At 63.8% G+C, this 25373-nt stretch carries 22 protein-coding genes and 2 pseudogenes; 10 read left to right on the forward strand and 14 right to left on the reverse strand.

Features of this window, described 5'->3' with window-relative positions; translation table 11 throughout:
• The coding region (locus LXM94_RS02020; protein WP_235769483.1) for a hypothetical protein at window positions 1-204 on the forward strand (204 nt) is incomplete at its 5' end.
• On the opposite strand, the gene LXM94_RS26260 is transcribed toward LXM94_RS02020, so the two are convergent.
• A complete protein-coding gene (locus tag LXM94_RS26260) occupies window positions 154-333 on the reverse strand; it encodes a CBS domain-containing protein (RefSeq protein ID WP_408015574.1) in 180 nt (59 codons plus the stop codon). The genes LXM94_RS02020 and LXM94_RS26260 overlap by 51 nt on opposite strands.
• A gap of 48 nt (window positions 334-381) precedes the next feature.
• Window positions 382-699 (reverse strand): hypothetical protein, encoded by a 318-nt coding sequence (locus LXM94_RS02025; protein WP_235769484.1) that lies wholly within the window; start codon window positions 697-699, stop codon window positions 382-384.
• Window positions 700-1006: 307 nt separating this feature from the next.
• Between LXM94_RS02025 and LXM94_RS02030 the strand changes: the two genes are divergently transcribed.
• From LXM94_RS02030 to LXM94_RS02045, 4 genes and pseudogenes are all read left to right on the forward strand, one after another.
• Entirely contained in the window at window positions 1007-1207 is a 201-nt protein-coding gene (locus tag LXM94_RS02030; RefSeq protein WP_235769485.1) for a YgaP family membrane protein, read from the forward strand.
• A gap of 10 nt (window positions 1208-1217) precedes the next feature.
• Window positions 1218-2180: an efflux RND transporter periplasmic adaptor subunit gene (locus LXM94_RS02035; protein WP_235769486.1), complete on the forward strand. Its 963-nt coding sequence runs from the start codon at window positions 1218-1220 to the stop codon at window positions 2178-2180.
• The gene (locus LXM94_RS02040; protein ID WP_235769487.1) at window positions 2177-5404 is read left to right on the forward strand and encodes an efflux RND transporter permease subunit; all 3228 of its coding nucleotides are present in this window, start codon (window positions 2177-2179) and stop codon (window positions 5402-5404) included. The genes LXM94_RS02035 and LXM94_RS02040 overlap by 4 nt, the downstream gene beginning before the upstream one ends.
• A 102-nt stretch (window positions 5405-5506) precedes the next feature.
• Window positions 5507-5566: pseudogene (locus tag LXM94_RS02045) on the forward strand (hypothetical protein); the annotation flags it as partial.
• Between the two features lie 93 nt (window positions 5567-5659).
• Here LXM94_RS02045 and LXM94_RS02050 read toward each other — a convergent pair.
• From LXM94_RS02050 to LXM94_RS02065, 4 genes and pseudogenes are all read right to left on the reverse strand, one after another.
• Window positions 5660-8329, reverse strand: coding sequence for a cation-translocating P-type ATPase (locus LXM94_RS02050; protein WP_235769576.1), 2670 nt, complete (start codon window positions 8327-8329; stop codon window positions 5660-5662).
• Window positions 8326-10716, reverse strand: coding sequence for a phosphoketolase family protein (locus LXM94_RS02055; protein WP_235769488.1), 2391 nt, complete (start codon window positions 10714-10716; stop codon window positions 8326-8328). The genes LXM94_RS02050 and LXM94_RS02055 overlap by 4 nt, the downstream gene beginning before the upstream one ends.
• Before the next feature lie 80 nt (window positions 10717-10796).
• Window positions 10797-11979: pseudogene (locus LXM94_RS02060) on the reverse strand (acetate/propionate family kinase).
• Complete coding sequence (locus LXM94_RS02065) at window positions 11976-12920, reverse strand: bifunctional enoyl-CoA hydratase/phosphate acetyltransferase (RefSeq protein WP_235769489.1); 945 nt, start codon at window positions 12918-12920, stop codon at window positions 11976-11978. The pseudogene LXM94_RS02060 and the gene LXM94_RS02065 overlap by 4 nt, the downstream one beginning before the upstream one ends.
• Window positions 12921-13089: 169 nt before the next feature.
• Here LXM94_RS02065 and LXM94_RS02070 point away from each other — a divergent pair, with 169 nt between their 5' ends.
• The 4 genes from LXM94_RS02070 to LXM94_RS02085 all read left to right on the forward strand — a co-directional run bounded on the left by LXM94_RS02070 (window position 13090) and on the right by LXM94_RS02085 (window position 16391).
• A complete protein-coding gene (locus tag LXM94_RS02070) occupies window positions 13090-14673 on the forward strand; it encodes a bifunctional aminoglycoside phosphotransferase/ATP-binding protein (protein ID WP_235769490.1) in 1584 nt (527 codons plus the stop codon).
• Window positions 14674-15169: 496 nt separating this feature from the next.
• Window positions 15170-15424, forward strand: a complete 255-nt coding sequence (locus LXM94_RS02075) for a type II toxin-antitoxin system Phd/YefM family antitoxin (RefSeq protein ID WP_235769491.1) — start codon at window positions 15170-15172, stop codon at window positions 15422-15424.
• Window positions 15424-15849 (forward strand): type II toxin-antitoxin system VapC family toxin, encoded by a 426-nt coding sequence (locus tag LXM94_RS02080; protein ID WP_235769492.1) that lies wholly within the window; start codon window positions 15424-15426, stop codon window positions 15847-15849. The genes LXM94_RS02075 and LXM94_RS02080 overlap by 1 nt, the downstream gene beginning before the upstream one ends.
• Window positions 15850-16109: 260 nt before the next feature.
• A complete protein-coding gene (locus LXM94_RS02085) occupies window positions 16110-16391 on the forward strand; it encodes a hypothetical protein (RefSeq protein ID WP_235769493.1) in 282 nt (93 codons plus the stop codon).
• Window positions 16392-16850: 459 nt separating this feature from the next.
• Here LXM94_RS02085 and LXM94_RS02090 read toward each other — a convergent pair whose 3' ends face one another.
• From LXM94_RS02090 to dctP, 6 genes are read right to left on the reverse strand one after another with little or no spacing between them, the layout of a single operon-like run.
• Complete coding sequence (locus LXM94_RS02090; protein ID WP_235769494.1) at window positions 16851-17576, reverse strand: ribonuclease activity regulator RraA; 726 nt, start codon at window positions 17574-17576, stop codon at window positions 16851-16853.
• Between the two features lie 19 nt (window positions 17577-17595).
• Complete coding sequence (gene araD, locus LXM94_RS02095; RefSeq protein WP_235769495.1) at window positions 17596-19332, reverse strand: L-arabinonate dehydratase; 1737 nt, start codon at window positions 19330-19332, stop codon at window positions 17596-17598.
• Window positions 19333-19336: 4 nt separating this feature from the next.
• Window positions 19337-19510: a hypothetical protein gene (locus LXM94_RS02100; protein ID WP_235769496.1), complete on the reverse strand. Its 174-nt coding sequence runs from the start codon at window positions 19508-19510 to the stop codon at window positions 19337-19339.
• A 13-nt stretch (window positions 19511-19523) separates the two neighbouring features.
• A complete protein-coding gene (locus tag LXM94_RS02105) occupies window positions 19524-20840 on the reverse strand; it encodes a TRAP transporter large permease (protein ID WP_235769497.1) in 1317 nt (438 codons plus the stop codon).
• The gene (locus LXM94_RS02110) at window positions 20830-21351 is read right to left on the reverse strand and encodes a TRAP transporter small permease subunit (RefSeq protein WP_235769498.1); all 522 of its coding nucleotides are present in this window, start codon (window positions 21349-21351) and stop codon (window positions 20830-20832) included. The genes LXM94_RS02105 and LXM94_RS02110 overlap by 11 nt, the downstream gene beginning before the upstream one ends.
• A 58-nt stretch (window positions 21352-21409) precedes the next feature.
• A complete protein-coding gene (gene dctP / locus LXM94_RS02115; RefSeq protein WP_235769499.1) occupies window positions 21410-22435 on the reverse strand; it encodes a TRAP transporter substrate-binding protein DctP in 1026 nt (341 codons plus the stop codon).
• Between the two features lie 117 nt (window positions 22436-22552).
• On the opposite strand from dctP, the gene LXM94_RS02120 reads away from it, so the two are divergent.
• Window positions 22553-23269: a GntR family transcriptional regulator gene (locus LXM94_RS02120; RefSeq protein ID WP_235769500.1), complete on the forward strand. Its 717-nt coding sequence runs from the start codon at window positions 22553-22555 to the stop codon at window positions 23267-23269.
• A gap of 153 nt (window positions 23270-23422) precedes the next feature.
• Here the strand turns inward: LXM94_RS02120 and LXM94_RS02125 are convergent, their stop codons facing one another.
• Together LXM94_RS02125 and LXM94_RS02130 are read right to left on the reverse strand one after the other, a co-directional pair.
• Window positions 23423-24397, reverse strand: a complete 975-nt coding sequence (locus tag LXM94_RS02125) for a LysR substrate-binding domain-containing protein (protein ID WP_235769501.1) — start codon at window positions 24395-24397, stop codon at window positions 23423-23425.
• Window positions 24398-24484: 87 nt separating this feature from the next.
• On the reverse strand, window positions 24485-25372 hold the full coding sequence (locus LXM94_RS02130) for an NAD(P)-dependent oxidoreductase (RefSeq protein WP_235769502.1): 888 nt from the start codon (window positions 25370-25372) through the stop codon (window positions 24485-24487).
• Window position 25373 lies beyond the last annotated feature (1 nt).

The following is a 25373-nucleotide window of genomic DNA, read 5'->3' on the forward strand; positions in this document are numbered from 1 at the left end:
CTATATCTTCGGCGCAATCTGCCCGAAGCATGGGAAAGCCGCAGCTCTCGTCATGCCGTGGTGCGACACCGACGCCACATCCTTGGTCATGCAGTCGCCAACGGTGGTCCCGGGCGACCGAATACAGTCCGTGAAGAAGCCGCGGTTGGCGTCTCAAGGGGCAATGCTCACCCGAATATTGAAGACGCGACAGTGTTCCGCTGACTGCGCAGCACCATCGACAACCGGTACGCCGCGGGTGCGTTCGCGAAGCAACAGTTCTATGGCGGTTTCGACGCTGGTCTCGGGTGTGACACTGAACGGGTTGGCCGCCATCAAGTCCCTTGAAAGCATTTCCGTTCTTAGATCCTCGCGTTGACTGCATTGTCACAATCAGCGCCGTCATTTGCTTCCCGAATGGTTGGCAAACGCGATCTCGGACGCCCGAAGAGCTGCGCGCCAGTCGCGCACGTCCTGCGACGTCACTCGGACATGGCCGGTGGGATCCAAGCGCCCGCCGTCATATTTGTCGCTGGCGATTTGGCTGAAGGAATCGATGTACTGTTGCAGCCTGAACTCATCGACGCGGGGCGGATCTGCAATGGATTCAAGGGCATGGCGGGAAACGAACACGATTTCCTCGCCGGCCCCGGAGTCCATGAGCAACCGTCCGTCCTCGCCCGACGAGGTCAGAAAGCCCGATTTTAGTTTCAGCGGCATGACATCCTCCTTCCCTCACAAAACACAAGCTTGCTCCAAATAACCGTGCGGACAGCCGCATATGAGGGTGACACCATCTGGAAACGGCGCCTTGACGTGGGTCAACGCCGGACGACCGTTGTTGCGCTAGGAGTCAGGGCGCCTGAAACCAGCCAAGGAAGGCAGCCGAACCCCCGACATCTTGCGGAAGCAGGATCGAACAGGGCGCGCATGTGGATGGACGCTTGCTACCCTGGTCCGCACGGCGCTGCATTTGAAGACAGCAGGTCACTGTTTATCGCTCGACCACCAATACGGAGATATCTGCATGACCCTCGATCGTTCGATCCTTGCCTTTGCCGGCTTCATGGTCCTCCTTTCCGTCGCCCTGACGGTCTGGGTGTCGCCCCATTTCGTCTGGCTGACGGTGTTCGTCGGCGCAAATCTTCTCCAGTCCGCCTTCACGGGATTTTGTCCGGCGGCGTTGATCCTGCGCAGGCTCGGTGTCAAATCCGGCGTCGCCTTCTGAGGACGACCTGATGCGTCTGCTCCCTTCCATTCTCTTCGCCCTTGCGGCGTCGACGGTGCATGCCGGCACGCTGACGGTCGAAACCGTGCCGATCACCGAGTGGAAGGCGGTTTACAGCCGGATTGAAGCGCGCGACCTGGTTCCGGCCCGCGCCCGCATCGGCGGCACGGTGACGGAACTGCTCGTCACCGAAGGAGACTATGTGCGTTCGGGCCAGAAGATCGCCGCCGTGCGCGACGACAAGCTCGCCTTCCAGGTGGCGGCGATCGACGCGCAACTCGCAGCGCTGCAGGCACAGCTCGATCGGGCGGAAACGGAGCTGGTGCGCGGTCAGGCACTGGTCCAGCGCGGCGTCGCCACGGCACAGCGTCTCGACCAGCTCAGAACCGATGTCGACGTCACGCGCAACCAGATCACCGCCACAGAGGCGCAAAGATCCGTGGTACTCCAGCAGCAGGTCGAAGGAGATGTGCTGGCACCGCTCGCGGGCCGCGTCCTGACGACGCCCGTCACGCGCGGCGGCGTGGTCATGGGGGGTGACGCAGTGGCGACGATCGGCGGCGGGGGGTTCTATCTTCGTCTTGCCGTTCCGGAGCGCCATGCAGGCGCTCTCAAGCAAGGCGCGCAGATACGCATCACCACCGATGCCGGCGAGGTTGCCGGACGTCTTGCGAAACTCTATCCGCAGATCGAGAACGGCAGGGTCATCGCCGATGTCGAGGCGGGTGCCCTCGACACCGACTTCGTCGATGCGCGCGTGCTTGTCCAACTCCCGATCGGCGAGCGGCAGGCCATCCTGATTCCCGCCGCTGCCGTCGAAAAGCGCTACGGCATAGATTTCGTGCGGGCGGGCTCCGTTGAGGAACTGAACGAGCGTGCAGTTGTCATAGGCATGCGCATTGAAAGGGACGGTGTCCTGTTCGCCGAAGTGATTTCCGGCCTTGCGCCGGGCGAGATGGTAGACGTCCCATGACCGACGTATCCCATGACGGGCTGGCCGGCTCCCTGACGCGCACCTTCATCGTCTCTCCGCTCACGCCGCTTTTCCTCATCGCCGCCTTCACCTTCGGGCTGATCGCACTGGTCTCGCTGCCGCGCGAGGAGGAGCCCCAGATTTCCGTGCCGATGGTCGACATTCGCGTGCGGGCCGACGGCCTCAGCGTCGAAGATGCCGTCAAGCTGGTGGCCGAACCGCTGGAAACGATCGTCAAGGGCATCGACGGCGTCGAGCACGTCTATTCGCAGTCCCAGGATGACGGCGTGCTGGTCACGGCGCGCTTCTTCGTCGGGACATCCGCGGACGCCGCTGTCCTGCGCGTGCACGACAGGGTGCGCGCCAACATGGACCGCATACCGACAGGCGTCCCGGAGCCGATGATCGTCGGCCGCGGCATTGACGACGTTGCCATCGTATCGCTGACGCTGACGCCCCGCACGCGCGGTGAGGCGGTTATAGACGCGGGTACCCTGACCCGCATCGCCCGCGAATTGCGGACCGAGCTCGCCAAGGTCGAGGATGTCGGCCTGAGCTATCTGGTCGGGGAAACGAACGAACGCATCCGTGTCGCGCCCGATCCGGCCCGGCTGGCACTGAACGGCGCCACGCTGCAGCAACTTGCCGGCAAGGTGCAGGGCGCCAATCGTGCGTTTCCGGCGGGCCGCGTGCACGACGGTGGCGAACAGCTTATGCTGGTAGCCGGTGAAACCTTGAAGACACCCGCCGAGATCGGCAATCTGCTGCTGACGACACGGGATGGCCGTCCGGTCTATGTTCGCGACGTCGCTTCCATCGACTACATGACCGAGCCGGAGGATGCGTTGGTTTCGACGGTGACGCGCGACGGCGCCGGGGCCCGCCGCGTACCGGCCGTCACGCTGGCGATCGCCAAGCGTGCCGGCTCCAATGCCGTGACCGTCGCCGAAACAATCCTGCATCGGCTCCACGCATTGGAAGGTTCGCTGATACCGGAGACCATTGTCGTCGAAGTTACGCGCGATTATGGCGAAACGGCCAACGAGAAGGCGAACGAGCTTCTCTATCACCTCGGGCTTGCAACGATCTCGATCATCGCGCTGGTCTGGCTGGCAATCGGCCGGCGCGAGGCGGTGGTCGTCGCCGTGGTCATTCCGGTTACGATCCTGCTCACGCTGTTTGCATCCTGGGCCATGGGCTACACGCTCAACCGCGTCTCGCTCTTTGCGCTCATCTTCTCGATCGGCATCCTGGTCGACGACGCCATCGTGGTCATCGAGAACATCGCGCGGCACTGGGGCATGGCGGACGGGCGCAGCCGCAAGGACGCGGCCATCGCGGCCGTAGCGGAAGTCGGCAATCCGACCATCGTGGCGACGCTGACCGTGGTGGCCGCCCTGCTGCCGATGCTCTTCGTCTCGGGCATGATGGGGCCCTATATGAGCCCGATCCCGGCCAACGCTTCCGCGGCGATGGTCTTCTCCTTCTTCGTCGCCGTCATGGTCACCCCTTGGCTGATGCTGAAGGTGGCGGGCAAGGCGCCCGTTTCTGCCCACGACGGCCACGCCCACGGCGGACAGCTCGGAAAGCTCTACGCCGCGACGGCCCGTCCGATCCTCGCCTCCAAGGCCTCGAGCTGGGTTTTCCTGATCGTCGTCGGCGCGCTGACACTTGGCTCGCTCGCGCTCTTCTACACGAAGGACGTGACGGTGAAGCTCCTGCCTTTCGACAACAAGTCGGAGCTGTCCGTCACGATCGACCTTCCCGAGGGCTCTTCGATGGAAGAGACCGACGCCGTCGCCCAGGCCGTCGCCCGCATCGCAACCGGCATGGCGGAGGTTCGCTCGGTTCAGACCCATGCCGGCACAGCCGCGCCCTTCAACTTCAACGGCCTGGTGCGCCATTCCTACTATCGCTCCGAACCGCATATGGGCGAGGTCGCGCTCAATCTTTTGCCGAAGGCCGAACGCACGCGTTCGAGCCACGCGATCGCGCTCGACCTTCGCGAGCGGATCAGGTCTGTCGCCGTTCCGGTTGGCACAAGCCTGAAGGTCGTCGAGCCTCCGCCCGGACCGCCCGTCATGGCGACCCTTCTTGCCGAGATTTATGCTCCGGATCCCGAGACCCGGCGTGCGGTCGCCGGGAAGGTCGAGGCCGTTTTCCGCTCGGTGCCCTTCATCGTCGACATCGACAATTCCTACGGTGAGGCTGCGCGCCGGCTGCGCGCGCGCATCTCCAGTGACGATCTCGACTTCTACCGCGTCCAGGAGAGCGACGTTTTCGACACGCTCGCCATCCTCAGCGGCGGAACGACCATCGGCTATTCGCATCGCGGCGAGGGTCGCCAGCCGATCCCGATCCGCCTCGAACGGCCAAAGTCCGAGCGCCGCGTCACCGAGGACTTCCTGACGACTCCGATCCCGGCCAATCTTCTGCCGGGTGGCCGGGGTGTGGTGGAACTCGGCGATGTCGTGCGGATCGACGAGGAGAAGGCCTCCTTCCCCGTCTTCAGGCACAATGGCCGGCCGACGGAAATGGTCACGGCGGAGCTCGCCGGCGACTTCGAGGCGCCGCTCTACGGCATGCTTGCGGTCCAGGCCGCGCTCGACCGGCAGGACTGGACAGGGCTGCCGAAACCGGTGATCTCACTTCATGGCCAGCCGGAGGACGACCGCGCGTCCACGCTCTTGTGGGACGGCGAATGGGAAGTGACCTGGGTTACGTTCCGTGACATGGGGGCCGCCTTCATGGTCGCGCTGCTCGGCATCTATATCCTGGTCGTCGCGCAGTTCGGTTCCTTCAAAGTTCCCCTCGTCATCCTGACGCCGATCCCGTTGACCTTCATCGGCATCCTCGGCGGGCACTGGCTGTTCGGAGCGCCGTTCTCGGCCACCTCGATGATCGGCTTCATCGCGCTCGCCGGCATCATCGTGCGCAACTCGATCCTGCTCGTAGACTTCATCCGCCACGCACCGCGCGAAGTCGCTGCCGTCGACGGGGAAGGAACACGCACGAGACCGTTGACGGAAGTCCTTATCGAAGCCGGCTCGATCCGCTTCAAGCCGATCCTGCTGACGGCAGTGGCGGCGATGATTGGCGCCGTCGTGATCCTGACCGATCCCATCTTCCAGGGTCTCGCGATCTCGCTGCTCTTCGGGCTCGCGTCGTCGACGCTGCTGACGGTTCTGGTCATCCCGGCGATCTATCGGGTGCTGCGCACCTGAGGATCCGACGGGACGCGACCGGGTCATGTCGGGGCGTAAATTCCGGTGGCGCTGCCTGCGATGCCGTTCGGCGCCGTTGCCGCCGTCACCTGCGTGCGCCGCATGACGCATTCGCATCCGGGAGACATCGGCGGACCGATCGATGTCGTCGTGCCGCTTGACGCTGCCGTGGCCGGCACCATTGGCACGGCCATCCTCGTCTACACGAGACAATCGCTGCTGCGCCGACTGCGAGGCAAGCCGGCCCGTTTGATGTCACCGGCGCGCGCGCCTCAGGCACCACTTGTCAAGTTCGGTGACGGCCAGGATCGACGATGCCGCAAGCAGCATCAACGCCCATTCGGCCGTCGAGATCGGCGCGATTTCCAGTGTGTCGCGGAACCATGGCACGTACATCGCCGCGATATGCAGCGCCTGCGTTGCCATGATCGCGACGAGAAGCAGCGGATTTCCGAAGAAGGGCAGCGAGAAGAGTGAGCGGCGCTCCGAACGGCTCGTCAGTGTCTGCACGTTCTCGAACATCACAAAGAGCAGCAATAGCATGTTGCGTGCCGCATCCACCGCGTAGCCGAGCCGCAGCAGCCCGTAGAAGACGGCAAAGCCACCACCACCGATAACGAGCGTCGAGACGAGGATGCGCCGGAGCATGATCCGGTCGAAGATCGGCTCCTTCGGGTTGCGGGGAGGGCGGGAGAGTTCGTCGCCTTCCGGCGCCTCGGCGGCAAGCGCCACGTCCTGGATGCCGTTGGTCACGAGGTTGAGCCAAAGGAGCTGCACCGGGAGAAGCGGCATCGGAAGTCCGAGCGGAATTGCGAGCAGGAAAAGAAACAGTTCCGCTGAACCGGTTGCCACCAGCATCAGGATGACCTTGCGGATATTGCCGTAGGCCGCACGGCCTTCACTGATGCCGGTGACGATCGAGGCGAAGTTGTCGTCGGTGACGACGATGTCGGCGCTTTCCTTGGCGACATCCGTGCCCTTGCGCCCCATGGCCACACCGACATGGGCATGTTTCAAGGCAGGCGAGTCGTTCACCCCATCGCCGGTGACCGCGACGAAATGGCCGTTGCGGGCGAGTGACAGGACGATCGCCAGCTTCTGCGATGGGGCGACACGGGCAAAAATTCGGGTGGTGCGTGTCAATACGTCGAGCACATGCTCCCCGGCCTCCTCGGCAGCCAGAACCTTCGCACCCGTCGTGACCTGATCGGGCTGGAACACAAGGCCTGCTTCGGCCGCAACGGCCGCCGCGGTATGCGGGTCGTCGCCTGTCACCATGGCGACCTCAATGCCGGCCACCTGGCAGGCGCGGATCGCCGTCGGCACCTCCGGCCGGACCGGGTCCTTCATGCCGGCGATGCCGAGAAAAACGAGATCGACAAGATGATGATGGCCGAAGACTTCGTCCTTGGCGCTGGAGATCGTGCCTTCCGCAAAGCCGAGCACGCGCAGCCCGCGTCCTGCCATCTCCTCCTGTTGCCGAAGCAAAGCCGTGCGATCAATTGCAACCGGACCGTTGCCGGCATCCATGCGGTCCGCCATGTCGATCAGCACTTCGGCCGATCCCTTGACAAAGATGCGCGCCGTGTCGCCGCGCCGGTGAAACGAAGCGGCATATTTCAGGTCCGGCTCATAGGGAATGCGTGTCACCAGGGGATAGGCCGACCAGAGTTCTTCTCGTGCGAGGCCACCCTTTTGCGCGGCGGCAAGCAGTGCGACATCGACGGTATCACCGAGACCTCGCCAGCCGTCTTCGTCACGCAACAGAGCCCCTTCATTCGGAAGAACGGCTGCCTTCAGCAGCTTTGCGGCGCGCCGGCTCGCGTCAGCCGGGCACAATCCGTCGCCGCGAATGCTGCATGTGTCGAGATCGGCACCCGCGTCGATCACGAGGTCTGTTCCGTCCGGCAGGCGGATGTCGGTCACGGACAACTCGTTGAGGGTCAGCGTGCCCGTCTTGTCCGTTGCGATCATCGTGCAGGAGCCGAGCGATTCGACGGCCGCCATGCGCCGCACGATGACATTTCTTCTTGCCATGCGCCGCATGCTGATCGCCAGGGCCACGGAAATGGCAATCGGCAGGCCTTCCGGTATGGCGCTCACCGCAAGACCGACCGCCATCAGGAAGAGTTCGTTCCAGGCCAGACCGCGAAGCAGGCCGACGGCGATCAGAACCAGCGATACAAGGCCGACTGTCCAGGCGATCAGGTTGGAGAAGCGCGCGAGCCGGATCATCAGTGGAGGCCGCGAGAGCGAGGCCTTGCCGATCTCGGAAGCGATCTTCCCGAGTTCGGTTGCAACCCCTGTCGCCACGACAAGCCCCCGACCCCTGCCGCGCGTCACCAGCGTTCCCGCGAAGGCGCGGGCATCGGGACCATCTGTGTCCGGGCGCAAGGCGCCACCCGCCTTGCGAACCGGCACGGACTCCCCTGTCAAAAGAGACTCGTCGCAAAGCAGATTGCTGGTTTCGCTGAGCTTCAGATCGGCCGGAACCTTTGCGCCCGCCTCCAGCAGGACGAGGTCGCCGGGAACCAGCAGCCGTGCCTCGATCTCGTGGACCTCGCCCTGACGAATAACCGTCGCCATCGTTTGTTCAAGGTCCCGAAGAGAAGCGGCGGCGCGTGAGGCCGAATGTTCCTGGATCGCGCCGACAATGCCGTTGGCGAGCAGGACAACACCGATGAAGACAGCATCCTCGACGTCGCTGACGAACAGCGAAACCGCCGCGGCCAGCAGCAGGATATAGATCAAGGGGCTGCTGAACTGCCGAATGAAGGTGACGACGAGCGACGGCGCTGATGGTGCCGGCAGCACATTCTCTCCGTATTCGTCGAGAAGGGCGCTCGCCTGCGCGTGGCCAAGCCCCAGTCGGGGCTCAGCGCCATCGGCTGTGTACCGAAGGGCAGGAGCCGCAGCCCGCATCATGGCTTCCATCTCCAGGTCCGGATTTCCGGCATGTCCTCCCCGTATTCCCGCACGTACTGATGGTGCGCTTCAAGCTTCGCCTTGAGGGCACTGACGACGTCCCCGGCCATTTCGTTCAGACCCGGAACGCGCTCGATCGCGTCGATGGCGAGATGATAGCGGTCAAGCCCGTTCAGCACCGTCATGTCGAAGGGTGTGGTGGTCGTTCCTTCCTCGATGAAGCCGCGCACATGAATGTTGCGGTGGTTGGTCCGCTTGTAGGTCATCCGATGAATGAGGTAGGGATAGCCGTGGTAGGCGAAAATCACCGGCCGGTCGGTCGTGAAGAGACGGTCGAATTCGGCGTCCGGCATGCCATGCGGATGATGCTCGGGGGATTGCAGCATCATCAGGTCGACGACGTTTACCGCGCGGATCCTCAGAGCCGGCAAGGCGGCGCGCAACAGCATAACGGCGGCAAGCGTCTCCATCGCCGGCACGTCGCCGGCGCAGGCCATCACCACGTCCGGGGCGCTTGCACCGTCTTCGTTGCCGGCCCAGTCCCAGATGCCGATACCGGCCGTGCAATGGATCTTCGCCTCCTCCATCGTCAGCCATTGCGGTTCCGGCTGCTTGCCGGCAACGATGACGTTGATCCGGTTCCAGGTCTTCAGGCAATGGTCGCCGATGCACAGCAGCGTATTCGCGTCGGGCGGCAGATAGATGCGCACGACGTCCGCCGTCTTGTTTGCCACCAGGTCGACGAAGCCGGGATCCTGGTGGGAAAAGCCGTTGTGGTCCTGCCGCCAGACATGCGATGTCAACAGGTAGTTCAGCGACGAGACGGGCCTGCGCCATTCCAGTTCGCGCGAAACCTTCAGCCATTTGGCATGCTGGTTGAACATCGAGTCGACGATGTGGATGAAGGCTTCGTAGCAGGAGAAGAACCCGTGCCGGCCGGAAAGCAGATAGCCTTCGAGCCACCCCTGGCAAAGATGTTCGGAAAGCACCTCCATGACGCGCCCGTCTCGTGACAGGTGAACGTCGTAGGGCTCGATCCTTTCCATCCAGACCCTGTCGGTCGCCTCGAAGACCGCGCCGAGCCGGTTCGATTCCGTTTCGTCCGGGCCGAAAATGCGGAAATTCGTATTCGCCTCGTTGAGCTTCAGGGTGTCGCGCAGATATTGGCCAAGTACGGCTGTCGTCTGTACCATCGAAGCGCCACGCTCGGAGACGTCCACCGCGTAGTCCGCAATATCGGGAACGATCAATTCCCGCCGGAGCAATCCGCCATTCGCATGCGGATTGGCACCCATGCGGCGGTCGCCGGCGGGTGCAAGGTCTTGAAGATCTTTCCTGAGTCGACCATCAGCATCAAACAGGTCTTCCGGATCGTAACTGCGCATCCAGTCTTCGAGGATCGTCCGGTGGCCGTCGTTCTCCCGGCAGTTGGCGACCGGCACCTGGTGTGACCGCCAGAAATCCTCGACCTTCTTTCCATCCACTTCCTTCGGGCCGGTCCAGCCTTTCGGGCTGCGCAGCACGATCATCGGCCAGCGGGGGCAACTGTCAGCGGCCAATCCTCCCCGCGCCTCGTCCTGGATCATCCGGATCCGGTCGAAGATCACGTCGAGCGTCGAGGCCATCTGCCGGTGCATGTCGTCCGGTTCATGGCCCTCGACGAAGAAGGTCTCGTAGCCGTAGCCGCGGAAGAGATGATCGAGATCACTGTCGTCCATACGGGCAAGCAGCGTCGGATTGGCGATCTTGTAGCCGTTCAGATGCAGGATCGGCAGGACGGCACCGTCGCGGGCCGGGTTGAGGAACTTGCTGGAGTGCCAGCTTGCAGCCAGCGGGCCGGTCTCCGCTTCGCCGTCGCCGACGACGCACGCGACGACAAGGTCCGGATTGTCGAAGGCCGCGCCGAAAGCATGCACCAGCGCATAGCCGAGTTCGCCACCCTCATGGATGGAACCCGGCGTTTCGGGTGCGGCGTGGCTCGGAATGCCGCCGGGGAACGAGAACTGGCGAAACAGCTTGCGCATGCCGTCCACATCCTGCGGGATGTCGGGGTAGATTTCGCTGTAGCTGCCTTCAAGATAAGTGTTGGCGACCATGCCCGGCCCGCCATGGCCGGGTCCGCAGATATAGATCATGTTCACGTCGCGGTCGCGGATGATGCGGTTCAGGTGGGCGTAGATGAAGTTGAGTCCAGGCGTCGTCCCCCAGTGACCGAGCAGACGCGGCTTGACGTGTTCGGCCTTCAGCGGCGCGCGAAGAAGCGGATTGTCGAGAAGATAGATCTGACCGACGGACAGGTAATTGGCGGCCCGCCAATAGCGATCCAGTTGCTTCAGATCCTGCGCATCGATCCCGGAGGCTGCGGATGACGAAAGGTCTCGTGGCATCGGTCTCTCCATGCTTCGTTGAGGGTGCACTCTATCGCCAAAACCAAGCCTGTTCTTGCGGTCGATCAAGAACGGATCGGTCACCGTGTTGCCGTGTTTCTGGCCAGGCTGAAACACTCTTCGGCAATGACCTGTTCCTCGTCCGTGGCAATGACATGGGCGACGACGCGGCTCGCCGGTGTACTGATCCTGAAGGCATTGGCCTCATTGGGCTGCGGGTCGAGTTCGACGCCCAGCCAGCGCAGCCGGTCGACGACGCGTTGGCGGATTTCCGGCTGGTTCTCGCCGATGCCGGCCGTGAACACAATGGCGTCGAGCCCCTGGAGGGTGCAGGCCAGCCGGCCGATTTCGCCGGCAATGCGAAGCGTGAAAAGATCGATCGCGTCTCGCGCGGCCGTCGGCCAGAAGTTGCCGCACATCGCCGCTCACGCCCGAAACGCCGAGAAGGCCGGAGCGGTGATAGAGCATGTCCTCGACCTCCCCGACCGTCCTGCCGAGCGGGCCGAGGAGATGAAGGACGGCGCCCGGATCAAGCCAGCCGGGGCGTGTCGCCATGGGAATGCCGTCGAGCGTGGAAAATCCCATGCTCGTATCGCGGCTCAGTCCGTTCTCCGTTGCACAGAGACTGGCGCCGCTGCCGAGATGGGCGATGACCACCTTGCCGCGGGCGATCTGAGGCTCCCTCTCGGCGAGGACGCCGGCCACATGACGGTAGGAGAGGCCATGGAAGCCGTAGCGCTTGACGCCGCGGTCGTGAAGGTCGCGGGGGATGGCGAGGCGACGGACGAGGTCGGGTACGGTCGCGTGGAATGTCGTGTCGAAGGACGCGGTCTGGTAAAGGTCAGGCTTCAGATGGCGAACGGCGCGCAGAAGCCGCAGCGCCTGCGGCTGGTGGAGCGGCGCGAGTTCGACCAGGGCTTCGATCTTGTCGAGGGATCCCGCGTTGAGCGCGACCGGACCTTGGAAGACATCGCCGCCGTGGACGATGCGATGACCCGCCGCTATCAGCGAATGCAGATCGAAATAACGGCTCAGCCTGTCCAGAATTTCGCCCATCAGGCTATCGAGATCGTCGCTGTTCCCGCGCTCGAGTGGCAACACAAACGAATCCGTCTGCGCCTGGAGGTGAAGCTTCAGCGGTCGCGCTACGAGATCGACCGTCGCCTTGCCGATGCGTGACGGCCTGCCCTGTTCGATCGTGAACAGGCCGATCTTGATCGTGGACGATCCGGCATTGAACGTCAGGAACTGTGTCTGCGTCACGCGCTTCCTCCAGTCTCCTTTCTGCCGGCGGCCACGAGCTTTGCCAGGACAGCGGAAGCGGTACGCACCCTGGCAGAATCGGCCCGGCTCGTCAGGATGATGGGCACGCGGGCGCCGAGGACGAGACCGGCCGCGTCCGCCCCGGCAAAGTAGATGAGCTGTTTGGCGAGAATATTGCCGGCCTCGATATCCGGTACGAGGAGGATGTCGGCGTAGCCCGCGACCGGGGATGCGATGCACTTGGCCCTTTTGGCTTCGACGTTGATCGCATTGTCGAAGGCAAGCGGGCCATCGACGAGTGCGTCTGTGATCTGCCCGCGCGCACTCATCACCGTCAGTGCCGCGGCGTCGAGCGTCGCCTGCATCCGGCTGTTGACAGTCTCGACGGCGGCGAGCACGGCGACCTTGGGCGTTTCGATGCCAAGAAGACGCAGGAAATCGACGGCATTCTGGCAGATGTCCCGCTTCTGATCGAGATCCGGCTTTATGTTGATCACCGCATCGGTGATGGCGAGAAGCCGGTCGTAGGCCGGAACGTCCATCAAATAGACATGGCTCATTCGCCTTTCCGTCTTCAGCCGCGAGTTTGGTCCGACGACCGCCGACAATAGCTCGTCGCTGTGAAGGCTGCCTTTCATAAGCGCCCCGACACTGCCGGTCGAGGCGAGTTCGGTGGCGCGGTCGGCCGCGGCATGGCTGTGCTCGACCGGCTCGATGGTCATTCCGGCCAGAGAAATGCCGGCGGCTTCCGCAACGGCACGGATCTTGTGTCGGGGTCCGACAAGCACCGGGTCGAGCACGCCCTGAGCCTTGAGATCGACGGCTGAACGGAGCGTTTCGGGCGAACAAGGATGGACAACGGCTGTCTTGAGCGGTGGAAGAGTTGCCGCCTGCCGGATGAGAGCGTCGTAGCGGCCGTGGTGGATCGGCATGTCGTTCATGGAACCGTGCCTTTGATCAACTTGTTTTAGGACTGGATACGCGGAACCTGGCCGCCACGTGCCGTTCTTGCGCGCCGCCGAGGGGTTTGTCTTTGACACAGCGCAAGGCCGCCGGACGCCTGACCGCTGACACTACGGCAACGACGGATGGCGCCGGGAGGCTTCTTCGATGACGACGGACGATCAGACTGACGCCATTGCCTTTCTGGCCGCGGCGGCAACTCACGACCCGGGCAGGCCGCCGGAACAGATCGAGACGCACATTTCCCTGATAGCGCTCGCCGGCGACCGTGCGTTCAAGATGAAGAAGGCGCTGAAGCTCCCCTATGTCGATTTCTCGACGCCGACGATCCGCGAGGCGGCGTGCCGCAGGGAGGTCGAATTGAACGGGAAGACCGCACCCGGCCTCTATCTGGGCATCCGGCGCATCACCCGGAAGACCGACGGTGCACTCGAATGGAACGGGCAGGGCCCCCTGGTCGACTGCGTCGTGGAGATGCGACGGTTCGATCAGAACCTGCTTTTCGACCACATGGCCCAACGAGGAAAACTGACGCCGGAGCTGATGACGGAAACGGCGAGGATGATAGCCTCCTTTCACCGCCGGGCTCCCGTCGTTGTCACCGGCGAGGGGGCCGGGAACATTGCCGCGGTCCTGGACATTAATGATGCCGGATTCGCCACGAGCCATATCTTCGAGGCCGCCGAAGTTGATGCACTCGGGCAGAAATTTCGGGCGAAGCTCGTGCGGCATGCGGTCCTGCTTGACCATCGCGCCCGCAACGGCCGGCTGCGCCGCTGCCATGGCGATCTTCACCTGCGCAACATCTGTTTGCTTGAAGGCAAACCCTGCCTTTTTGACTGCATCGAGTTTAACGACGCTATCGCAACCGTCGATGTTCTCTACGATCTCGCCTTCCTGCTGATGGATCTCTGGCACAGGGGCTTCGAGGATCTTTCGAACCTTGTGATGAACCGTTATCTGGACGTGACGGACGACGAAGACGGCTTTTGCCTGATGCCTTTCTTCATGGCGATACGCGCCGCGGTACGGGCCCATGTCACCGCCACGCAGGCCGAAGAACCCGGACAGGACGCCGCGCGGCTGGAGGCGGAAGCGAGGGGTTATTTCGAGCTGGCGCATGTGCTGCTTGAGGGACAGCCCCCGGTGCTGATCGCGATCGGAGGCCTCAGCGGTTCAGGCAAGACGACGGTTGCGGACCACCTGGCATCGCGGGTCGGCGCGCCGGCGGGAGCACGCGTCATCGAGAGCGACCGTATCCGCAAAGCCTTGCACGGTGTTTCCGCGGAAACGCGGCTGCCGTCGGAAGCCTACCGCCCGGCGATGTCCGAGACGGTCTATCGGGAAATGGCGTGCCACGCCGCATCGATCCTCGCGCAGGGTGGCTCGGTTGTCGCTGATGCGGTTTTCGACGACGCATTCAATCGGCGGCGGATCGAGGAGGCTGCCGAGGCGAGTGGCGCTGCCTTCAGCGGCGTCTGGCTCGACGTGGATCCGCCGGTCCTGATGGCACGGGTGCTAAGCCGCAAGGGCGGCCCTTCGGATGCGGATCAGCGAGTGCTCGCTGCGCAACTTGCCCGCCAGGCCGGCGGAGCTGACGGGACCATGTGGCGGAAACTCGACGCGTCAGCACCCCTGGAGCAGGTGATTGCAGGCATTCTGCGCAGCGACGGCCGCGCAAAGCGTGCGAGCGGGCGGTCGGAGACGCCGGCTCAGGTCTCGAACACATGACGTCCGGGCGCTGGTTCCAAAGCCGGATGTTCATCTGCCTGCCGAGCCGCTCCAGCCAGACCGGCCACCACGAGCCTGGCTTTTCGAAGGCCTACCTTCACGCCATAAATTAGCTCGGTCTCGACCGAGGTGGAAGCCATGGAGAACCAACGCGATGCCGATACCGATCCCGCCGCCCACCCCTCGAAATGCCCCTCCCTGCCCATAAAAATGGAGGGCAAGGAGCGGGGCGGGGCAGTCGGTCCCACGTCCCCTTCGGGCCACGATGTCGAAGCTCCTGCGGCTGCCGCGGTTCTGCTCCTTGCATGTCGAGAATTCCCGAAATCCCGGCCGGCGCTATGCTGATTTCTCCGATGCTCTTCATTTTTGCATGATCGCGCCTGCCGACCACAGAGCGGGCAGGCCCGCGATCTGTTTCCTGCAGCGGCTGCATCTTGCAATTTCACTGTGTGCAGATTAAATGTGGTTACGTAACCACGAATGTTGGAGGCTCGCCATGACCGTCACCACGCTTTCAGGACGAGAACTCAATCAGGACCTTGGCCGGGCAAAGCGCGCAGCCAAGGATGGACCTGTCATCATTACAGACAGAGGACGGCCTGCGCACGTCCTCCTGTCGTTCGACGAGTACAAGCGGCTTACGGGCAAAATGCGGACGCTAGGTGACATGCTGGCAGCGCCGGGAGCGGACGATGTTGACTTGCCGCTCCCGCAGCGCACCGAACACGCCCGACCGGTCGACCTGTCCTAATGCTGTTGCTCGATACCAATGTCGTGTCCGAGCTGCGCAGGGTCGCGAGCGGCAAGGCTGATCCCAATGTCGTGGTCTGGAACGAAGCCGTCGACCCGGCCGAGACCTTCATTTCATCTGTCGTCCTGCATGAACTGGAGATTGGCGTTCGGCTGGTGGAGCATAATGATCCAGCTGCCGGGAGGGTGTTGCGCAACTGGCTGGAAAATGCCGTTCTCACAGCGTTTTCCGGCCGCATCCTGCCCCTGGACGAGGCGGCGGCCGTTCAGGCGGCCCAATGGCATGTACCCAATCCCAAACCGATCAATGACGCCTATATTGCGGCGACAGCCTTTACCCATCGTATGACGCTGGTCACGCGCAACGTTAAGGATTTCGAGGGCATGGGCGTTGCACTCGTGAATCCGTGGGATCTTTCGACGTAGCATTCCTGCGATTCCACGGTGATCGTTCGCTCTGTTCGGACGTCGCCTCCCTCGCGGGGGCGTGGATCGAAACGAGGACGGTATCCGGCGGAACGTTGTCGGACGTGCGGAAGAAGCGCCTGAAGTAATGTGCGGACACTTTGCCAATGAGACCTGTGCGCGGAGATTTATAGACGGCTGAATTATGGATGATTCAATTCCTTTGTCGAATGATGGAGGTGTGTGGTGAGCCGTCGCAGGATTGGGCAGGAAGCATTCGGGTGAAGACCGGCACGCTTGTCGATGCGACGATTGTTGCTTCGGCAAGTGAAGATGATGGCGAGGGTCATTGGGTCGAGCACAAGGGTCGCCCGGCGGTCCGTGGCTTCAAGGCCCATGTCGGCGCCGACGCCGAAATCCGAGCACGTCTCGATGCCTGGAACCAACCGATCCACCGGATCCGCGGTCGGATCGGGACGATCTTCGGCACATGGAAACGAAGCCATGGCCTGCGCCGGATGCAATGGCGAGGGCTAGCAAAGGCGGCGTTCAAATTCGCCTGACCGCTATCGCCTACAATATGAAGCGGGGTTTGAAGGCCCTTGCCGCGGCCGGATAGGCCGTAGAGCGACACGCCGGACAATCCGTCGTCCAACCAAGGCGCATCGGAGCGACAAAGGTCGCCACATATCGCTTCCAGCCTGCGAAAATGCAGGAAATTCAATCGGAAAACTCCTCCGCGTGCAGGTCTCATAGCCAACGTGGTCGTGTTGAAACACCACAAAGAAGAAGGATCGCCGACAAGGTATTCGGCAGCGACGTCATCGTGGCCGACCTCAACGAGCGTGGCGCCAGGATCGTCATCTCTCAGCGCCGCGCTCGCAACAGTGCGCGAAGCCCGCCGGCGATGAACTCCCGAATGTCGTCCTCGGTAGCGGTGATTTCGTCGAAAAGGCCTTCTCTTCCGTCGGCTCCGTCGCGCCTGACGCCTCGCGCCGCGGAATGGTTGTCCTGTAGGCCGGCTAGCGGCCGGACTTTTCGCGCCAGGCGGCGTAGTCTGCCTGGGCCTTCTCGGTCGTCGGCGGATAGAGGCCGATCACGACGGCCCCCTCGAGTACCTGTTCCAGCACGAAATCCTCGAAGCTCTCCATGCCGGTGCACTCCTCGGCGATCTCGTCGACAAGATGCGCGGGAATAACCATGACGCCGTCGGCGTCACCAAGCATGACGTCGCCGGGGAAGACCGCGACATCGCCACAGGAGATCGGCACGTTAATGTCGAGTGCCTCGTGCAGCGTCAGATTGGTCGGTGCCGAGGGATTCTGGCAGTAGGCGGGCATGTCGAGCCGTCCGATGCCTTCGCAGTCCCTGAAGCCACCGTCCGAGACGATGCCGGCACCGCCGCGGATCGCAAGTCGCGTCACGAGGATGGAGCCGGCGGAAGCCGCGCGCGCATCCTTGCGGCTGTCCATCACCAGCACCCAGCCTTCCGGGCAGGTTTCGATCGCCACGCGCTGCGGATGATCCGCATTTCGGAAGACGGTGATCGGATTGCGGTCCTCGCGCGCCGGGATGTAGCGCAGCGTGAAGGCCTGGCCGACCATGTTGACGCCCTTCCAGGCGACGGGCCGGACGTTATGGACGAACTGGTTGCGCAGTCCGCGCTTGTAGAGCGCGGTGGCGACAGAGGCGGTCGATACCGTCATGAGACTGGCGCGGGTTTCGGCGGAAAGGACGTAGTCGGTCATGGTTGCCTCGGACATTGGGTCAGTTGATGGCCGGCTCGTCCACCGGACGGCCGTAGTCGGTTTTCAGGAAATCGAAGTCGCAGCCCTTGTCGGCCTGCTCGATGTGCTTCGAGAACATGACGCCGTAGCCGCGACCGTAGCGCGGTTCCGGCGCCATCCAGGCGGCGCGGCGGGCTGCGAGTTCCGTTGGGTCAACGAGCATGTCGAGCCGGCGGTCCGGAATGTCGAGCTCCACCATGTCGCCTGTCTTCAGGAGCGCCAGCGGGCCGCCGACATAGGCCTCCGGCGCGACATGCAGCACACAGGCGCCGAAGGAGGTGCCGGACATGCGCGCATCCGAAATGCGGACCATGTCGCGCAAGCCCAATTTCAAAAGCGCTTTCGGCATCGGGATCATGCCCCATTCCGGCATGCCGGGGCCGCCCTGCGGGCCGGCATTGCGCAGCACGAGCACGGTGTCCGGCGTCATCGGATGGTCGGGATCGTCGATGATCGCCTTGAGGTCGGCATAGCTGTCGGCGACGAGCGCCGGGCCGCGATGGCGGTGGAATTTCGGATCGCAGGCGGCAGGCTTGATGACGGCGCCGTCCGGGCAGAGATTGCCTTTCAGCACGGCAAGCGAGCCCTCGTGATAGACGGGATCCGACAGCGGACGGATGACGTCGTCGTTCCAGATTTTCACCTCCTCGAGCCCCTCTGTGAGCGGCCGGCCGCTCACGGTGATCGCCGAACTATCGAGCTTGCCGCCGAGCTGCTTCATGAGCGCGCGCAGGCCCCCGGCATAGTAGAAATCCTCCATCAGATAGGTGGAGCCGGAGGGGCGGATATTGGCGATGACCGGCGTGGTGCGGCCGATCCGGTCGAGATCATCCAGTTCGAGGGGAACACCGGCGCGGCGCGCCATGGCGATCAGGTGGATGATGGCATTGGTCGAGCAGCCGGTCGCCATCGCCACCGTGACGGCGTTTTCCACCGCCGCCGGCGTGACGACCTGGTCGGGCGTCAGATCCTCCCAGACCATTTCGACGATGCGCCGGCCGCACTGGGTCGACATGCGCTGGTGGTTGGCGTCGGCCGCTGGAATGGAGGATGCGCCGGGCAGCGTCAGGCCCATGGCCTCGGCGATCGCCGTCATGGTGGAGGCGGTGCCCATCGTCATGCAGTGACCGTAGGAGCGCGCGATGCCGCCCTCGATGCCCTGCCATTCCTCCTTGGAAATCGTGCCGGCGCGGCGTTCGTCCCAGTATTTGAAACCGTCCGTGCCGGAGCCGAGATACTTGCCGGCATAGTTGCCGCGCAGCATCGGACCGGCGGGCAGGAAGACGAAGGGCAGGGCCATGCTGAGCGCACCCATGACGAGACCGGGCGTGGTCTTGTCGCAGCCGCCCATCAGCACTGCGCCGTCGATCGGATGGGAGCGCAGCAGTTCCTCCGTCTCCATCGCCAGCATGTTGCGGTAAAGCATCGTCGTCGGCTTGACGAAATTCTCCGAGAGCGACAGCGCCGGCAGTTCCATCGGGAAACCGCCCGCCTGCAGCACGCCGCGCTTCACCCATTCGACGCGGTCCTTGAAATGCATGTGGCAGGGCTGGGCGTCGGACCAGGTATTGAGGATGGCGATGATCGGCTTGCCTTCCCAGTCGGCCGGATCGTAGCCCATCTGCATGGTGCGCGAGCGATGGCCGAAGGAACGCTGGTCGTCCGGCACCATCCATCGGGCGGAGCGGAGCTGGTCATAGGTTTTGCGGGGCTTCATCGATCTATCCCGTGAATGCGAAGGTGAACCAGACGAGGATCGCGGTGGCGACCGTGCCGACGATCTCCGGCCAGTTGCCGAAATCGGGTTCCGCCGCCTCATCGACCGCGAATTCCTCCGGCGCGATGTCTTCGTCGCCCCGCATCAGGTCCCGGTTGAGGTTCTTGTCGTCGGTCATGGTGCAAGCCTCCTCAATTCAGCAGCGTCGGGATGAAGAGCGCGATCTGCGGGATGAACAGCACCAGCGTCAGCCCGAGCACCTGAAGGGCGATGAAGGGCAGAACGGCGACAAAGATATCCTGCAGGCTGATCTCCTTCGGCGCCACCGATTTCAGGAAGAAGCAGGCGGGGCCGAAGGGCGGCGACAGATAGTAGATCTGGATGTTCATCGCGAAGAGCACGCCGAACCAGATCGGATCGAAGCCGAGATCGATGACCACCGGCGCGAAGATCGGCACCGTGATGAAGAGGATCGCGATCCATTCGAGGAAGGTGCCGAGCACCATGACGATCAGCATCATCACGATGATGACGGCGATCGGCGGGACGTCGAGCGAGGTCAGGATGCCGCGCAGGAAATCGCCGCCGCCGATGCGGTTGTAGATGCCGATCAGCGCCACGGCGCCGAGCACCAGCCAGATGATGGAACCGACCGTCAGAACCGTCTGGCGCATGGCGTCGCGCGCCTTGACCCAGGTCAGTTCCTGCCGGACGGCCGCGACGACGAGCGCGCCGACCGCGCCGACCGCTGCCGCCTCGGTGACGGTGGCGATGCCGGAATAGATGACGCCGAGGACGGCACCGATCAGGCTGCCCGGCAGGATGACGCCTTTCAGGAACGGCAGGCGTTTGACGAAGGGCAGGCCGGTTTCCGGAATGTCGTATATCGGGGCGAGCGCCGGATTGAGCCGCACGCGCACGAGGATGTAGAGGATGTAAAGCGAGGCGAGCAGCAGGCCGGGACCGATCGAGGCAGCGAAGAGCTTGGTGATCGAGACCTGCGCGGCAAGCCCGTAGACGATTAGCACGACGGATGGCGGGATCAGGGTCGCCAGCGCGCCTGCGGCGCAGATGATGCCGATCGCAAGCTTCTTGTCATAGCCGAGGCGCAGCATCTGCGGCAGCGCGATGAGACCCAGCATGACGATCTCGCCGCCCATGATGCCGGACATGGCGGCGAGCACGACGGCGACGATACAGGTCTGCACGCCGACCGAGCCGCGGAAGCGTCCGCCCATGATCGCCATCGACTCGAAGAGCGAGTGCGCGATGCCGGAGCGTTCCAGGATATTCGCCATGAAGACGAAGAAGGGGACGGAGATCAGCTCGTATTTGTGCAGCACCTCGGTGACATTGGCCGAGACGATGAAGAAGCCGGCCCGTTCGCCGAAATAGAGGATCGCGGTGCCGAGCGAGACGATCAGCGTCGTGATGCCGAGCGGGATGCCGATCGCCATCAACGCCAACAGCGAGACGACGATGAGGATGGTGATATATTCAATGCCCACCGACAGTCCCCTTCTCGGTGTGCTGGAACCAGCGGATGATGTTGGCTGCCAGTTGCAGGAGATAGAGACAGCAGCCGACGAGCAGCAGCACCTTGAGATAGCTCGGCTGCAGGGAGTTCATCGCCGTGCCGGAATATTCCGGCCGGCCGATGACCTTTAAGGCGGGACCCCAGAGCGCCATCGACAGCACGGAGACCGCGCCGAAGGCGGCGACGAGTTGCACGATCCTGAAATAGCGCCAGACGCCTGGTCCGACGACGATCTCCAGCATGGTGATGGAAATGTGCCGGTTGCGCTCGGTGACATAGCCGACGGCGAGCACCCAGGCGGTGGCGCAGAGCGTTATTGACAGTTCCGTCGACCAGGTCGTCGGCCTGTCGAAACCGTAGCGCATCACCACTTCCAGCGCGGAGGCGATGATGCAGGCGAAAAACAGGATTGAGCAGCCATGCCCGACAAAGACGCTGAAACGGTCCATGGTCTCGGCATAGCGCGCAAGAAGGTGTCGCATGATCCCTCCGGCCGCGCGATGGTGGAAAGGCCCGGCCGCCCAGCGGCCGGGCGGCACGTCAGTCCTTCAGGAGGCCGATCTTTTTCATGTAGGCGAGGTTGGCGTCCAGCGCCTCGCGGGCGAGATCGCTCTTTTCGGCGAATTTCAGCCATTCGGCGCGGGCCACTTCGCGAAGCTGGTCGCGATCTTCCTGCGCCCAGTCGATGACCTCGATCTTGCCGCCGGCGGCATCGGCCTTGGCCTTCTCCTGGTCCTGCGCGTCGACGACCTTCGTCAGGTCCTCCATGGCGGCATACCACCAGTCGCGCAGCGCCTTCTGGTCTTCCGGCGACAGCGCCTCCCACTTCTCCTTCGTCATCGTGAACTGCATGAGCGGCATGGAGTGGATGCCCGGATAGAGCGGGTAGGGGGCGACATCGTGCAGGCCGGTCGCCACGTTGTTGACATAGGCGGACGCATCCGCCGCATCGACGATGCCCTTTTCGAGCGCGCCGTAGACTTCCGAGAAGGGGATGGAGACCGGGCTTGCGCCGGCCGAGGCGAAGACGGCGGAAGCGAGGCCTTCCGGGGCGCGAATCTTCTTGCCCTTGAGATCCTCGAAGGTGCGGATCGGCGTGCGTGCCGGCAGCGATTCACGGCTATAGGGACCACAGGCAATCAGATGAACCTCGCCGCCGGTGACGCTGTCGAGGATCTTCTGCTGCATCTCCTCACCGCCGTCGTCCTTGCAGAAGCCGAGCATCTGGGCCGGGGTGTCGTAGCCGGAGATCAGATCCGCCATGATGGCGAAGGCGGGCTCGATGCCGGAGAAATAATTGACCGAGGTGAAATCGCCGTCGATGACGCCGGCCGCGACGGCCTCCGGCGTTTCCTTGGCCGGAACGACGGATGCGTTCGGCGTCAGCGTGATCTCGATCCGGTCGCCGGTCATTTCCTTGATCTTCGGCAGCCAGTTCTCGGTGAGGTATGTCATGGAGAAATCGCCGGCATTGAACGACGACTGGATGGAATAGGTGTCCGCGCGGGCGGCGGATGCGAAGGCAAGCGCGGCACAGCCGGCGAGCAGGGTAAGCTTGACGTTCATTCTGTCCTCCCATGGAAAAATCGTGGAGACCTCCATCTCCTGCATAAATGCACTAATATATTAGTTTCGCCCTGTCAATCGCCGCGCTATAGTGAATCGTTCATCGAGGAAACGCCAATGCCATCAGCCAGCCCGTTGCCCGACCGCGCCGCCGAAGAGGCGCCCGTGACGGCGATCCGACGCACCTCGACGGCACACCAGCTCTATGACTTGCTGCGCGGTCGCATCATCGCGCTGGAGCTGCCGCCCGGCCTGCAACTGTCGCGCAACGACCTCGCCGCGGGCTACGGCGTCAGCCAGACCCCGGTGCGCGATGCCTTGCAGATGCTGGAAAAGGAGGGCCTCGTCGTCATCTATCCGCAGTCGCGGACCGAGGTGACGCGCATCGATCTCAAGCAGGCGCGCGAGACGCAGTTCCTGCGCATGTCGCTGGAACTCGAGGTCGTGCGGGCGCTCGCCACCGAAGCCGGGCAACCGGCTGTCGGGCAGGCGATGCGGATCGTGCGGCAGCAGGAGACGGCGCTCACCATCGACGGTGACCTCGCCCGGTTCGGCCAGCTCGACCGCCAGTTTCACCAGATGCTGTTCGAGGCGGCCGGCGTGCCGGACCTCTGGCAGGTTGTACAGTCGCGCTCGGGCCATATCGACCGCCTGCGCCGGCTGAACCTGATGGATCCGGGCAAGGCCGCGACGATCCTCGCCGCCCACACCGAGATTCTCGATCGGATGAAGGCGCTCGATGTTTCGGGGGCGCAGAACGCAGTCCGACGCCATTTGTCCGGAACGCTCGCAAAAGTGGATGAGATCAGGCGTGTTCACGCCCACTATTTCTAGGGTGCTGCGTTTTGCTGTTCCGGGACGCCATGCGCTTGTTACGACGGGCTCCGCAAGCGGGGATGTTAGGGAACGGCAACCAAGTTCCATCATGGCGTGACTGATTCAAAATGCCTGAAACCCTGACGTAATTTCAGCATCTGTTTCCGCGCTTTAGCGCAGTCCCGGCTCCCCGTCCCGCGCAAGGCGGAAGCGGCAGCCGAGGGTGCCGAGCATCGTCCGCGCCAGATGGTCGAAACTGCGGGCTTCCTCTCGGATCCAGTCGGTGAAGAGGCGCACCGTGCGGCGGCTGACGTGGCGGACGGGGCAGACGACCCAGTAGGCGGGAAATTCGACGACGTCGAAGACGGTGGAGAGCGGTACGAGCGTGCCGCGTTCGAGATCCTCCTGCGCCAGCGTCGCCGAATCGAGCACGACGCCGGCGCCGTCGCGGGCAAGCTGGATCGCCATCGACGAGCGGTCGAAGCGCAGCGGCGCCTGCTCCGTCGGTGGATCGATGCCATGCACGATCAGCCACAGGTCCCATTGATAAAGCGCCTTCACCGAGTGGATGAGCCGGGCCTGCGACAGGAGCGCCGCCGGGTCGTCGCCGAGCGCCATCATCCGGTCGCGATAGGCCGGGCTGCACATCGGCAGCACGAAATCGTTGATGATGCACTCCGTATGCAGATCTTCCCAGGCGCCGGAGCCGTATCGTAAGTCGAGATCGACCACTTCCGTCTCGAAGTCGGAAAAGTCCGGCGTGGCATCGACGCGCACGCCCCATTCCGGATTGGCGTCAAGGAAATGCTTGAGCCGCGGCGTCAGCCAGCGCACCGCGAAGCTCGGGCTGGAGCGGATCGTCAGTTGCCGGCTGTTGCGCTGGCGAAGCACGGCGGAGCGCGCGCCGCGGATCATGCGGAAGGCGGTGGTCGTCGTCTGGTACAGCATCTCGCCGTCGATCGTCAGCGTCAGGCGACGGTCCTTGCGGCGGAAAAGACGCACGCCCCACTGCTCTTCGAGCTGCTTCAGCTGCTGGCTGACGGCGGCGGCCGAGACGCCGAGTTCGGCAGCCGCCAGCGACACGCGGCCGGTGCGCGCGACGGCCTCGAAATAGGCGAGCGAATTGAGGTTCGGATTGATCGGCACGCCTTCCTCCGCGCGGGGGCCACGCGGCGCAGCGGAAAGAAAGACCGCGGCACCACCCGCCAAAAGGGGCGCGGTGCGGCGGTTCTGTCAAGAGATGCCGTTGAGGCGGCGATAGGCGGCGATCACCTGGCTGTCGTCGGCAAGCCCGTTGCCGCTGCCGCTTTCGGCGAGGAACATCTGGTGCGCGGCGGCGGCGAGCGGCAGGCCCATGCCGGACGAACGGCCGGCGGACAGCGCGATGCCGAGGTCCTTGACGAAGATGTCGACGGCGCTGGTGACGGGCGGTTCGTCCATCAGCATGCGGGGTCCGCGATCCTTCAGCATCCAGCTGGACGCGGCCGAGCCGGAGACGATGTCGAGCAGGGTGGCCACATCGACGCCGGCCTTCTGCCCGAGCGCCAGCGCCTCGCCGGCGGCGGCCAGATGCACGCCGCAGAGGAGCTGGTTGATGGCCTTGACGACGGCGCCCTGTCCGACCTCGGGCCCGCAATGATAGAGCTTGTCTCCCATGGCGCGCAGGATCGGCGCGACGGCGTCGAAAGCCGCCTTCGGCGCTCCGACCATGATGGTCAGGGTCCCGGCCTTCGCGCCGACCACGCCGCCCGAGACCGGGCAGTCGACCAGCACCTTGCCTGCAGTCCGCACCTCGGCGCCGAGCGCCACCACCTCGTCGGGCGGGCAGGTTGCCATCAGGCAGACATGGGTGCCGGCCGGAAGAGCTGAAAGCGCGCCGGCATCGATCAGCACGTTCCGCGCCTGCGCCGCATTAACGACCATCAGGATCAGCACCGAAGCCTCTTCGCAGGCCGCCGCAAGATCGGCCGATCTTTCTCCGCCGGCGGCCGCGAGCGCATCCATGGCCTCGCGCCTCATGTCGAAGCCGCGTACGCTATGCCCGGCCTTCACCAGGTTCTTTGCCATCGGCAGGCCCATGGAGCCGAGGCCGACGAAGGCGATCGTTGTCTTGTCGGTCATA

The organism is Rhizobium alarense, assembly GCF_021555155.1.
Taxonomy (GTDB): Bacteria; Pseudomonadota; Alphaproteobacteria; order Rhizobiales; family Rhizobiaceae; genus Rhizobium_D; species Rhizobium_D alarense.